Genomic DNA, 12,812 nt, shown 5'->3' with positions numbered 1-12,812 from the left:
CTCCAACCGGAGGTATTCAGTCATTTAATCATTAACTCTGAGCGCTACCCAGCTTCCTCTAATTCATTGATCAGCGTTTGAAACACGCCTAGTAATGCGGCCTTGGCTTCGGGTTTTTCCAATGCTGCTTTCAGGATCTTATTCACTTTGAGGTGCCTTACCACCTGTTGATAGGCTTCATTGCGGGCGTCGAGGTCCTGCAGGAATGCACTTTGTGCGATAATTCCCTTCTTTCCGAAGTCCCCGAGATTTTTGAACCGCAGATTTTCATTGATAAAACTGCCATCCGATGTGATGAATTCGACCTCTGCTTCGGGTTGGTAATGGGCGAATACTTCTTCCGTGGTTTTGAGGTCATAAACGATCTCCGGCCGGGGCGACGGATCGCCCGTCAGTTGCGTAGCAAAAAGGGTCCGGTTTTGGGGAATATCAGCAATCCCTTCACTGGATTGATCAATCTTGCGTTCATTACCGCCTATTCCGTAGTTGAACATAGTTGTATATGATTAAGAGTAAATACTGTTGTTACTAACCGATCAAAACTGTGGGGCAACCTGCCACGATGCTACCGCCATGAACGGTACTGTCGCCCATGCGGGCTGCCGGTTTACCGCCAATGAGCACCGTGGTGGAGCCCATTGCAATCGCGTCGGGCGGGCCGGTACACACGCACATATCTCCGGCGCAGGCGGCCGGCTGCCCACCTATGAGTACAGTGGGGGTACCCGGGGGCAGCACGGGACCGCCCACATGCGGTACAGGCGGGGTTCCCGGCGTTACCATCGGGCATACGTGCATATCACCTACTCTTGCTGCTGGCTGGGACATGGTTGCTAGGCTTTCGGCTGTCGGCATTCGGCTTTCAGCGGGGTTGTATTTGATTACTTTGAATTGCTACTTCGCTTTTTTGAAGTCGAAAATCGAGGTGAGTGACACGCCCAGACCTACGGCCATGGCGCCCACCGAAACGTAAATGCCCGGTTTGGCGTAGCTGGTCAAACCTTCGGGATTGTCGATGCGCTTCTTATAGTCCTTGTAATCCTTATTAAGCATGCTGTATGTCACTGCTCCGAACGCGAGCGCTGCCACGCCGGCGCCGAGTTTAATTGCGCCCCATTTGCGGGCATTCTGTATGGCCGCCTGGTTGGGCTTGTTCAGCTCTTTGAATACCCGCTCCCCTTCCTTGGTGTCTTCGGGGGAGGCGACGGGCTTGCGGTCAGAGGCTTTGCTTACGACCGGCTCTTTTTTGCGCTGAAGCGAGTCATAGGTCGCCGACGGTTTCGGACTGACGGGGACCGATTTCGCAATATCCGATGAGTTGAATGCTATGCGGGTGAGATACACGATCCAGTCGTTGCCCGACTTATCCGCTCTCAGTTCCGCGACACGGGTGATGGGTTGATAGGGCGTGTTGTCCTTATTGCTTTTTCCTTTGAATTGCTGTGTGTAGAACACTTTTACAAAGGGATATTTATCCACTTTTACATCAGACACCACGAGGTTCGTGAATTCAATGGTATTGGTTTCTGATTTGGTGTAAAACAGGTCAAAATTGCTGAGGTACTTTTCAATAGGGGTGTCCAGGCCCGGTGCACTGGTTTTGTGCTTCGGATCTATGTCGTCTTCCACGATCACACCGTCGTTGATGAAAATCTGATCATTGCTGGGCATGTAACTGTTCATCATCAGGTAGCGACGCTCGTAGTTGCTCAGGTCTTCATTGGCGATCGCATTGAGCAGATCATTGAGCCCTTTAACCCGCTCGCGCGCCAGCACCCGGATCTCGTCCGCATCCCTGCGGGTGAGTACCTGCGCTTGTGCATGGTGTGTAGTAAACCAAATACCTGCTGCCAACAAGGCCAGCCACAATTTGAAACTTGTAAACTTTTTCATTCCCGTTATCATGTTTTCAATTGCTCTTTTGCTCTAAATCAATGATCTGGACTTCCACGCGCCGGTTCATACGCCGGTTTTCCTCGCTATCGTTGGGACGGACGGGGAACTTGCTTCCGACACCTTCCGCTGCAATCAGCCTTTCCGGAACACCTTTTCCGATCAGGTACCTCGAAATCACCCGGACACGGTATTCGGATAATGTGAGGTTGAGATCGGGATTCCCCACATTGTCGGTATGGCCGGTTATACGCAGGCCTTTGCTTTTGTTTTCAAGGATGTAAGCGGCCACGGAGTCCAGGTAGGTTCTGGATTGCGCGGGCAGTTTGTAGTCGCTCCTCGGAAAATAGAGCGTTTTGTCGGTGACCGTAAACCCTCTCATCACGGGAATGGCGGCTGGTATTGCTGCCGCTGGTGGCCGGTCGGGAATGCGAAGTGTTTTGAAAGTGATTCCTTCTTTCAGCGAAGCCATCGCGGTCACGAATTCCGGTTGGTCGGGTGCGGGAACAATGCCAAATTTGTAGCTTCTGCCCGGGATGAGTTCTGCAAAATAATGCCCCTCATTGACCTTGTTCACCTCTATTTCTGTCTGGCCGTCGGCCCATAGCCTGCATAATGCCCCTGGCCTGGCGTTAAGAATATTAAGGGACAGAATGGTTCGCTGGCGGTTGAGCTTGATCAGGTAAGTTCTGGGTTCCTGGTCTGTCTTGTCCAGAATCAGGTTGCCATTGTAGGACTGGTAACCAGCAGATTTCACTTCGACGGCCACGATGTCTTTTTCCGTGAAGACAATTTCAGCGGTTGGTCGCGATGAAGTCAGTCCGAAACAATCCTTTTTCTGCTTTTGGGTATAGTAAAGACAAATCTCAGCCGAAAGGGGCTGATTCGACATGGCATCCTTTACCTCGATCCGTCTGATAATGGAAGTAACAGCTTTCAGCGAGTCTTTCAACTCAAAGTGCTTTTGTTCTGATTGGGCATAGGGTTCGTCGCTCGTCTGTTTGCCTAACGGCATCATGGTTATCGAAATAAAGAATGTGCCTTCTGTCTTTCCGTCGGTATTGACCGGGATATGCTGCGTCTGGAACTGCGGGGATTCAATCGTCAGTTCAAGTGCATTACATGGCATTTCGACGTTGAAGAGCCCGAGGCTATCCGATTTGCCAAGCCGCTGCTTACCTTGCTCAGTTTTGGCCGAGAGGCTAGCCGCCAGGGGCGACGATCCTGCGATGTCGGTGATCCTGCCGGCCAGAAAACCGCATTGCCCGTAGAGTGAAGTAATTGTTACCTCAAACAGCAGCAGGATGATGTAAAACCGGTTTTTCATTGTCCCTCGTTGGTTTCAATCCCTATATTGCCTAGTAATACCTCCCAGTTAACCGTATCCTTGCCATCGATGGTTTTCTGATACGATTCGAGTTTCACGCGAATGTTCTTTTTCGTAATGTCCCCGTAAGCCACTTTCCCATTGGCAGCATAGCCTTCAAAAACCTGCTGCCCCGCGATGATCCCATAGTAATTTCCGTCGGCTTCCTGTTTAAGCTCGCTCACGTATTTGACTTCATTCCAGGTAATATTGATCTTGGCATAAGGCAGCAATTTCAACCGGTTGAGATATTCCTTCACCGGATATTTCTTGACACCTTTGGCGGAGCTTACCGCCACCGTTGCCTGAGGTTCAAACAGGCTCAGTGCCTGCTGGACTGCTTTGTTTTTCTCTTCCGATTTCTGGGTTTTATCGCCGATTATGCGCAGGTAAGATGTGAATTCATCGACCCGTCGGATTCCTTTTGCACTGTATTCCTTGTACTCGATGTCCGTCAGGAATGGTTTGGTTTGTTCTTTTGGAGCGGGCGGAGGATCCTTTTTTATAGTGGTCTGGTTCTGAGGATTATCCTGCTCTTTTCTTACGATTTCCCTTTCCCTCTTTTCGATTTCTTTGTGTGCTAATGCCAGCAAAGGGGCCACATCCACCACATCCCGAAGAATTTCATGACGACCGTCGCGGTAAATAACTGTCGCGACCTCTTCTTTGTTGATGGATGCAGCATTCCCTTCGGCTGTCAGGTAATTGATCACGTCGTCACTTTCATAGGAAATGTTACCGGTAATTACAGTCAGGGGAACGCTCTTGATGATCAGGTCCTGGCTGACGTTCCTCGGCGGCGCTTTGTAAAACGCCTCGATCTGGGACTGGGCTTTATTAGCGCTTTCGTTGAGTTCGGAAATAACCATAAACTGCCCGCTTGAGGAGAAAACGACCAGAAAGCGCTTCCTGTGATAGATCCTCGGAATGCCGTCGGAAGCGATCCATTCGAGTTTACTATCCATGGCCCGGCTGAGTTTCGCCTGAACAGGATTGCCGTTGTCCAGCCAGATCCGGTCCTGGGCGATTGCCTCGACTGCTAAGAGTACCAGCAGAAATGTATAAAGCTTCATCATAATACACCTTTAGTTATCATAAGCGATCAGGCTCATTGTCATCTCATTACCGGAAATCGTTTCTATCCGCCATTTGCCATATCTGCCTTCGCCGGTTTTGAATGCGATTACCGTATTAGCGGATGCGGCGTTGACCAGGTAAGAAATAGGGGTAGTGCTGTAATCCCCTATGCGCACCAGGTCGAGGTAAGTGAGTTTGCTGTAGTCGGCCACACCCAGGTTTTTGAACTGAATATTGCCGACCGGAGCAATCTCGATCACTGTGCCTCGTCCGGAAATCGAAAACCAGCTCACAGACACGTCTGCTTTTGAATCGCCTGCCGTCACCACGCGCCCTGCATCCAGGTCGTACGGGATTGATCCGTTCGTAGTGGGTATCTTCTCCGAATTGCGTGTGGCTGCAATGGTGGGCAATACAGTCGTTTTGATGTTCAGGATTTCACTGTACGCGATCCCGCCTCCCTCGTTCCGTGCATATAGCGCAATGTAGTATTGCGTGTCCGTCTGGAGTCCGCCCAATTTCTGGTTTTGAATGGAAACAGGAGTCTGATTTGGCTTGTCACCCAGTTTTACGACGTTATTTTTTTCGATGTCCAATGCCGCAGTAGTTCCATAAATCAGGCCATATTCGAGGATCACGCCGCTTTTTTTCTGCTGACGGTCGTTTTTACTGTCGGGATCCTTAATAGTACCGCTCACCGTAACCTCGTTCCGCTTTACATCCACAACTTCCAGTTTTGAGAAGGCAGGCGGGAGCGGATCTACCGGAGTAAACATATTGCATGTCTGCAGATTCACAGCCAGCAACAATACCGAGCTTTTGAACAGCCAATTTTTCATGGGGTTTTCCCTTAGTCGTTTTACCTTACGCACGTATGTATACGTTACTGTTTGTCATAAGTTAGAATGGTTACTTCCATGTCACCGCCATTGGCCGAACCAACCGGACGATCTTCCCCGTGGGCGTCGATGATCATCTTGCCATACCGGCCCTGATTGGTGACGAAAGCGATCACAGTACCATTTGCCAGTTGATTAGCCTTGGTATCCGTGTAGCTGCCGTTAATGAAATTCGTGGACAGGTTAGCGCGGGTAAGGTCGGTATATCTGACCTGGTCAAAGTTCACCTTGCCCAATACTGCAAACCTTGCACCATTCTTGGGATAGATACCGGGTCTATCGTTGTAGGGGTACCACCACATATCGTCGGACCCGTTTTGAGATATCAATTCTCCCAGATCCAGGTCATAAGGGTTGGAGTAGGACATCGTAAAGGATTTTTTGGGGGTAAAGACGGACGGTTCTCCCAAATTGAAGGCTGTCACCGCATCGCTGTAAATGATGCCGCCCAATGTAATGGCAAATGCCCGGGCATAGTAGGTCGTCCCGGCTGCGAGTCCGCTTAGGTTGGCGGTGAAGCTACCTTTTACCGCTTTCTGGCCTATTTCCGACCGGCTGTCCTTCGTGGTAGGTGTGGTATTAGTGGATGAATAGCACACGCCGAAAGAAGTAATGGATGCATTACCCAGCGATAAGATGTTGACCACGACGTCAGCGGACACTTTCGATGTAGTGGTTACTTTTCCAAGCGCCAGTTCACCGAAAACATAATCATCCGTTTTGAATGTAGCGACCGGTCCGTATCCGACACCTCCGCCTTGGTTTCTGGCATAAACACAAACGTAATAGGTCGTCAGTACCGTGAGCCGGGTGATATCCCTTTCAAACTCAAACGGGGTGACAGGATTGTCCTCACCCACCTTGATGACGGTTCCTCCTTCAAGGGTCGGCTGGTTCTGTGTGGCATACACAAAACCATATTCCAGGATTTTGCCGCTTTTTTTCTCTTGTCGGCTATTTTTAGGATCGAGATTGTCGATTTTTCCCCTCACTACTGCACCCGATGTCCAAACTTGCACTACGCTCACCTCGGAGACTGCGGGCGTCAGCGGATCTACCGGAGCGAACATATTGCATGCGCCCAGTAGCAGGGTAAGACCCGTCATGAGAAAAAAACTGATTAACCTTTGCATTGCTTGAATGGCTAGATTCGGCGATTTACATTTTTAATAGGCTCAGGAAGCGGCCGACGTAGCCGGCTGCCAGTCATTGTCCCAGTATTCGATCAGCTGCGGGGTTGCTACCCGTCCGCGGAAAGTGACGGTACTGTCGTAATGCGTCTGTGGGATCAGGTGTGTACGCAGGCGTGTGATCCAGGGCTGTGCGTGCCGGCCTGTCAGCAAACCGCCCATTCCCATCTGATTTTCGCGCTCGTCGAGCGTAACACCGTAATGGGTGTCGCTGTTGCCCGCTCCCCTGACGTGGTCGAGACCCAGGGTATGACCAAATTCGTGGTTGATAGTGGTTTGCAGGAAATCGACGCTATGCATGGCGGCGCCCACCCGGGTTTGACGGTTGTTCCAATGCGATTCGAGATCCAGATGGGTGAAAAGCCCCGACCGGTTTTGCTCTTCTACATAAGAACGGAATGTAGTTTCCCGCGGATGGATGATCCGGAATGTCTGATGGGCCTGGGCCGCGCTTTCAACCAGCTGGATGGATAGGCCGCATTGAATGGTCGCATTATTCGGAGCGGCTGTTCTGCGCGGCACATACCAGGCTTTATTGGGGTCGAGGATAAATCTGTCGCTCCAGTGCCGTTGCACAACCTCCACAAACCTTCTTTTATATGCTTCCCATTCCTGATCCGGCCAGGGTTCCAGATGGAATGTGCCGTACAGATCGTGAAGCGTGCCGTTTCCGGTTGCATAAGTGTCTGGCCGGAAAAACCGGGTGGTTGGCTCCACACGAACCAGGTGGACCTTGAATTGCAACAGCATTCCGAAGGTCGTGTCGTCGATAGGGATGAGGCAGGAGTCCCAGCGCCTTGCGTTTCTGAACAGGTGGATGTGCATAATGTTTCTTTTTGAGGTACGAACCGTTTAAACGGAATACCGGGATGGATAACTGTTTGCCATATGTATGGGTCAGGTGGTCTGTCTGGGCTGAGGCCGGTAATACCACATTTGCCCCGAAACCGTTACGCCTCCGCCTGAAATTGCGCCCGTTTGCAGGTAGAGACGGTTCCTTTGTACATTTCTGCTGCCATTGACATTGCATTCAAAAACATCTACTACGCCGGCACTGACGACCGCCGCTACTATGGCTGTGTGATGCGGACGCGATTCCTCGTTCCAGGATCCGTCGGACCGGTTGAAGCGATAGGTATAGTTCCGGAACTGTATGATGTCGCCGACTTCGAGGCTGCCCATCGCAACGGCATCGCCCCACACATAATTAGCATCGGCGCCGATGCGGCCCATGATCTCCGTGGATGTTCTGGCGCCCGCGTTCTGCAGTGCGCGCTCGGCCAGTGTCCAGCATTCACCGTTACCTACCTGGCTGCCCATGTTTGTTTCGGCAAATTGCGCCACTGTGTTTCCTAATGCACTCATTTTAATATTGGAAGGTGTGGATAGTAAGTTGGAATTACGCTATTCAAGTACTTCTTCTGCCTGGTGTACATCCCAGCAGACTTCCCCGTCGGAACCGGTACTCAGTCCGATCACCGAGTTTTTCGCGACCTCCCCTGAGATGATCATCCTGCTGATGGGGCGCCTTAGTAAGTTTCGGATCACTCCTTTCAATGGCCTGACACCATACCTCGGTGTGAAACCCTGCATCGCGATGCTTTTTCGGGCTTCGGGCGTTATGTTTAAGGTAATGCCCTGTTTTTGAAGCAGATCAGTCAGGCTGCGCAAATGAATGTCGAAGATTTTGACAACATTATCCTCCGAAATAGGCGCAAAAGGGACGATCTCTGTAAGACGCGCCAGGAATTCAGGACGGAAATATTTAGCCATGATCTCCATCAGATCGGATGATTGCGGTGAACCGCCTTTATTGAACTCTTGTACAATGTGTTCCTGGCCGATGTTGGAAGTAAAGAGGATTACTGCATTGGAAAAATCACCTTCCTTGCCCAGCCGGTCATGCAACTTGCCTTCATCCAGGATTTGTAAAAAGAGATCGAAAACCGATGGATGTGCTTTTTCTATTTCGTCAAACAATACAACTGAGTAGGGTTTCTGGCGGATCTTGTTGACCAATAGCCCGCCTTCCTCGTAACCTACATATCCGGGAGGGGCACCGTAAAGCAATGCGGCTGAGTGCTCTTCCTTGAATTCGGACATATCAAAACGGATCAGGAAGGACTCATCGTTGAACAGGAAGTCGGCTAGCGCCTTAGCTATCTCCGTCTTCCCGGTTCCCGTAGGTCCGAGCAGAAAGAAGGAACCGATAGGCTGTCCGGCCTTTATGAGCCCCGAACGGGATTCCAGGATAGCTTCACTCAATGCTTTCACCGCCTGATCCTGTCCTACTACTCTTTTCTTGAGTACTTCGTCGATCCCCAGCAGTTTATCCCTTTCGGAGCTTTGCAGCTTGCCCAGCGGGATACCTGTTTTATGGGAGATGATCGCAGCTATCTCATTTTTACCAATCGAATCCGAACGTTGGGTTGCCAATTGCCGGAGCGCGTCCAGCTTGGCATTGAGTTGTTCGTGAATGCCCTCCGGTGTTTCGAGTTCGGAGTCGCCATTTTTGTCCAGTCTTCCGGTAAGCAGGGGACTGAGGCGGTTGGGGAGTTGCTTCGCAAACCACCGGAGCTCATGGATTCGCTCGCTTTCATCTACGGCCATCAACGCATCGAGATCGGTTTGTAATGTGACGAGTTCGTTTTCGGAAACCTCGTCCATTAGGCGCATTGCCGCCATGGTACGGTCCAGGAGATCGAGTGCTACGTCTGGCAACCGGCGTTCTTTGATGTACCGTTTTGCGAGTTTTACGGCTTCGGCTGTGGCACCCTGGGCTACTTTCAGGCCATGATGTGCTTCGTAAGCGGGGAGCATGTGTTCGATCATGCGGGTGGCTGTTGCCTCGTCGGGTTCTTCTACATGCAGGATTTCGAACCTGCGTGAAAAAGCTTCGTCTTTTTCAATGTATTTCCGGTATTCTTCAGGAGTGGTAGCGCCGATTAACGTGAGTTCGCCCCGTGCCAGTTCCGGTTTGAGTAACTGGGCTACCCCTGCGCCTATCGAACCTTTCGGATCGAGAAGCATGTGAATTTCATCAATGAACAGGATGGCTTTGTCAAACCCTTTTATTTCATTCAAAATGCCTTTCAGGCGTTCTTCTATTTCACCTTTGTAGGACGCTCCGGCAACCAGGGCACCGGTGTCCAGTTCCAGAAGACGCGCGTTATGCAGTAGCTGTGGGACTTTCTTTTCGGCAATGAGTTTGGAAAACCCTTCTACCAATGCCGATTTGCCGACACCGGGCTCTCCGGTCAGAATCATATTAGGCTTACTACGCCTGCCCAGAATTTCCGCCATCTGACGGATTTCCCGGTCACGGCCAATAATGGCGTCGATTTTACCCTCGATAGCTCTTTGGGTCTTATCAGAAGTATATTTTTCAAGGTAGCTGTTGCCGGTTGTGGTTGCTCCTGGTTTGAGAGCAGGTTTGGAGGTGGTAGTGTCGGCATCCCCATTCGACATAGCTGCGGGCTGGGTTTGCATGGCCAATGCCTCCTTCTGGGTGATAGGCAACGATTTCAGCTGGTCAGTTGAGAACCCAACGCCTGGCTTCAGAATGGCCGCCAGTGCGGTCAGCGGATTGGCGTCAACGTTGAGTTGTAATGCAATAAGGTCGGCAAGTTCCAAAACGGCTGTGGCCGGGTTATCGGGGGAAGGTATCTCAGGTACCCGCACCGATTTGGGGCTTTCTTCCAGGCGGACCTCAGCCCAGTCGCGGAGATAAGGCAGATCCTTGCCGGCCATCAGAAGCTCCGACGCGAGCCCCACGTCATTGTGCAGTAAGCCCATCAGCAAATGGGCCGGTCCATACCGTTCCTGACGGTATTCGCGCGCCAGCGACTGTGCGATCGTAATCGCGTATCTGAGAGCTTCGGTTTGCATGGGATGGATAAATAGGGATGGAATATTTCAGTCAGCTGGTGGGAATGGGATGGTTTCTATGGCTGATTTTTCTGTAAAGCAAGCAGCCTTTCCATTGTTTTGGCCTTCATTTCCTTATTGGCGGTAGATACCTGCAATCCGTCGAATATTTGCTTGGCCTGATCATAGTAGACTTTCCGGTCATTTTTTCTGAGATTACCCTGCGTCAACAGCTGGTAGTAACCTTCCGCTTCTGAATACCTGAGCCACTCCCGATAGGTAACAGCGGTGCCGCTTCTGGCTGCGAGGCATTCATCCAGCTGCCGCTGAATCGCTGCCACATCGCTGCTACCGGATTTGGATGTCCGGCAGTTGTCCAGGTCACGCTGGAGGGTAGCGAGTTTTGCCTGTAGTTCTTTGTCGGCACCTCCGCCCCCGCCACCCCCCCCACCCCCGCCGCCACTCGCGGCGGCGGCGAGAAGCTGCCGTTCCATGCCTTTAATTTCCAGATCTTTCATATTGATCTGATTCCTTAAGTCATTCACCACCTGCATATCGATGCCCTTACTATCCAGTGTGCGCCGGAGCTCACCGATCGTCTGGCGGTAGGTGACCAGTGCCTCTGTGAGTTTGGCGATACCGGTCGACAATCTCTTGTTCTGCTCATGGACCGCGCTGGCGGCCAGGTTATTGAAATGGCTCATAATACTATTGATCCGGCTTTCGATATCAACCAATTGCGTTCGGGCGGTTGCCTTAGCCATTTCGTCGGTTGCACTGCTGTACTGCCCGTCCAATTGAATCAGTTTCCGGGAAATCTGGCTGAGCGTATCGGTGTCGACCAACATGGGTTTTTGCTCTTCCACGATCTCCCTGTACCGTTTCGCCTCCGAAGCCGCCACGGAGCCGGGCACACGCATCAGTAGGAACACGCCTGCGATCGGGAACGTGAGAGAGAGCACATACATGCCTACGAACCTTCCGATCGCTGATTTCCGCTGATTTTTATTGACTGGTTCCATTGCTTTTGCTGGTATGCTCGTGGGCTCTGGGCTTCAAGCCCAGGGTTAAAGGGGACTCCATCGGGATTTTGCTTTTTCGGGCTGAACGGGCGGTTCGTGAACCGGACTTTCTATGATGAATACCTGTTGTCCTTTGCGTTTGCCTATGAATTCGAGTTGACTTAATTTCAGGAACAGCGTCGTCCACATGTTGTAAAAGCCATCGATCGTTCGCAGACAGGGCAGTGCTTCGTTGTGATCGTAGGTTACCTGGATAACCGATAACAGCTGCTTTTCGATACTACCCGGCGAATCGTCAGCCCATTCGCCCAAATACCCCAGCAATTCTTCCTTTTCCCGGTCTGTCAGACACTCCATTGCAACACGGATACTTTGGGCAACCTGAATCATGGTCACGACCATGTTGATCGGTGGTTCAAAGAGAATAAGTCTTTGAAACCCGATATTCACCATTGTCAACACGCTGACCAACCTTTCCACCAGCATCTGCACACTGTCGGACAAGGTGTTCTTCTGGCTTTTTGTTTTGATTTTTTGCAAGATCCTGAAGGAATATAACTCGATGTCGTTCAGACAGCTGATCCATTTTCCATGCCATTCCCGCAATCCTTTGTGACTCCTCACGGAGCGGCAGGCAGGAATGAAGTCATGCATTACCCGTAATTCAGAATTACTATATCCGAGTTTGCCGATCACCAACCCCGGCCCGTTCCACTGAGCCGTGTTAAACACTTCCGAAGGTACCAGGTTGATCCGGTACGAAGGGAGGGTGTAAGGATGCCGGATCGGGACCTCTGATTCGGAAGGAGTTCCTACCTGCAGCCTCTCGAACAATCCCACACTGATAACGATATATATTTCGATATTTTGTATCATTGGCAGCCGGTACTGTTCCAGAATGCCTGCCAGGGATGTGTCCAGTCTCAATGCATCTGCTGCTTCTACTTCTATCAAACTTCCGTCAGGTGCAATACCGTGGCAGCAATCCACCTGAATCCGGATCTGATGCCCTGCATCTCCCAGGACCTGCATTACCAGCGAATCGGCGGAATCCCCGGGGAGCAGCAGCCCGTAGCTCAGCGGCGTCAGTAGCGCGGCCTGTGCCCGACGCAGCTGGTCGGTATGATAATGGTCTGTCTCGATAAAGTGCTGCCGTGAGATCTTCATCCCATCCACCCAGTTCACAGCCATGCGGCGGATATCAGTCATACCAATCAGGAATTACGAGTGTTACATTTTCATGGCTGCTTTTACCAGCCCTATCACCGAGCGTACACCAAATTTTCTGAACAAACTTCTGCGGTAAGCCTCGACCGTCGAAAGACTCACCTGGAGCCTTTCGGCGATCTCTTTGGAGCTCATTTCGTCCATGATCAATTCCAGGATTTCCTTTTCGCGCTTTGTCAGTTCCATAATTAAAACACTTAGACAAAGGTGTTCCGGTGGACGCGCTATTTCAATCGGCAGATACCCTGAATTTTATGGATTTTTACCCTGA

13 protein-coding genes are annotated in these 12,812 nt (G+C 51.1%); all 13 read right to left on the bottom strand.

The window, feature by feature from the left end; translation table 11 throughout:
• Positions 1-44 precede the first annotated feature (44 nt).
• Entirely contained in the window at positions 45-494 is a 450-nt protein-coding gene (locus BP71_RS26570; RefSeq protein ID WP_295925614.1) for a hypothetical protein, read from the bottom strand.
• A gap of 34 nt (positions 495-528) precedes the next feature.
• On the bottom strand, positions 529-828 hold the full coding sequence (locus BP71_RS26565; protein ID WP_496384600.1) for a PAAR domain-containing protein: 300 nt from the start codon (positions 826-828) through the stop codon (positions 529-531).
• Positions 829-894: 66 nt separating this feature from the next.
• Positions 895-1,893, bottom strand: coding sequence for a hypothetical protein (locus BP71_RS26560; protein WP_496384599.1), 999 nt, complete (start codon positions 1,891-1,893; stop codon positions 895-897).
• A 16-nt stretch (positions 1,894-1,909) separates the two neighbouring features.
• Entirely contained in the window at positions 1,910-3,220 is a 1,311-nt protein-coding gene (locus tag BP71_RS26555) for an OmpA family protein (RefSeq protein WP_496384598.1), read from the bottom strand.
• Positions 3,217-4,335 carry a hypothetical protein gene (locus tag BP71_RS26550; RefSeq protein WP_496384597.1) on the bottom strand — a complete coding sequence of 373 codons (1,119 nt, stop codon included), beginning with the start codon at positions 4,333-4,335 and terminating at the stop codon, positions 3,217-3,219. Before BP71_RS26550 ends, BP71_RS26555 begins: the two co-directional genes overlap by 4 nt.
• A 9-nt stretch (positions 4,336-4,344) precedes the next feature.
• Positions 4,345-5,175 (bottom strand): fibronectin type III domain-containing protein, encoded by an 831-nt coding sequence (locus BP71_RS26545; RefSeq protein ID WP_496384596.1) that lies wholly within the window; start codon positions 5,173-5,175, stop codon positions 4,345-4,347.
• A 44-nt stretch (positions 5,176-5,219) separates the two neighbouring features.
• Entirely contained in the window at positions 5,220-6,341 is a 1,122-nt protein-coding gene (locus tag BP71_RS26540) for a hypothetical protein (RefSeq protein WP_496384595.1), read from the bottom strand.
• Positions 6,342-6,410: 69 nt separating this feature from the next.
• Entirely contained in the window at positions 6,411-7,250 is an 840-nt protein-coding gene (locus BP71_RS26535; protein WP_496384594.1) for a hypothetical protein, read from the bottom strand.
• A 72-nt stretch (positions 7,251-7,322) separates the two neighbouring features.
• Positions 7,323-7,790, bottom strand: coding sequence for a hypothetical protein (locus BP71_RS26530; RefSeq protein WP_496384593.1), 468 nt, complete (start codon positions 7,788-7,790; stop codon positions 7,323-7,325).
• Between the two features lie 39 nt (positions 7,791-7,829).
• A complete protein-coding gene (locus BP71_RS26525) occupies positions 7,830-10,313 on the bottom strand; it encodes an ATP-dependent Clp protease ATP-binding subunit (RefSeq protein ID WP_496384592.1) in 2,484 nt (827 codons plus the stop codon).
• Between the two features lie 56 nt (positions 10,314-10,369).
• Positions 10,370-11,314 (bottom strand): hypothetical protein, encoded by a 945-nt coding sequence (locus BP71_RS26520; protein ID WP_496384591.1) that lies wholly within the window; start codon positions 11,312-11,314, stop codon positions 10,370-10,372.
• Positions 11,315-11,359: 45 nt separating this feature from the next.
• Positions 11,360-12,523 carry a hypothetical protein gene (locus tag BP71_RS26515; RefSeq protein ID WP_496384590.1) on the bottom strand — a complete coding sequence of 388 codons (1,164 nt, stop codon included), beginning with the start codon at positions 12,521-12,523 and terminating at the stop codon, positions 11,360-11,362.
• 21 nt (positions 12,524-12,544) lie between these two features.
• Entirely contained in the window at positions 12,545-12,769 is a 225-nt protein-coding gene (locus BP71_RS26510; RefSeq protein WP_496384805.1) for a response regulator transcription factor, read from the bottom strand.
• Positions 12,770-12,812: the final 43 nt, after the last annotated feature.

This window comes from Dyadobacter ginsengisoli DSM 21015 (assembly GCF_059568735.1).
The sequence above is the reverse complement of the archived record's forward strand: the minus strand, read 5'-3'. Positions and strand labels throughout refer to the sequence as shown.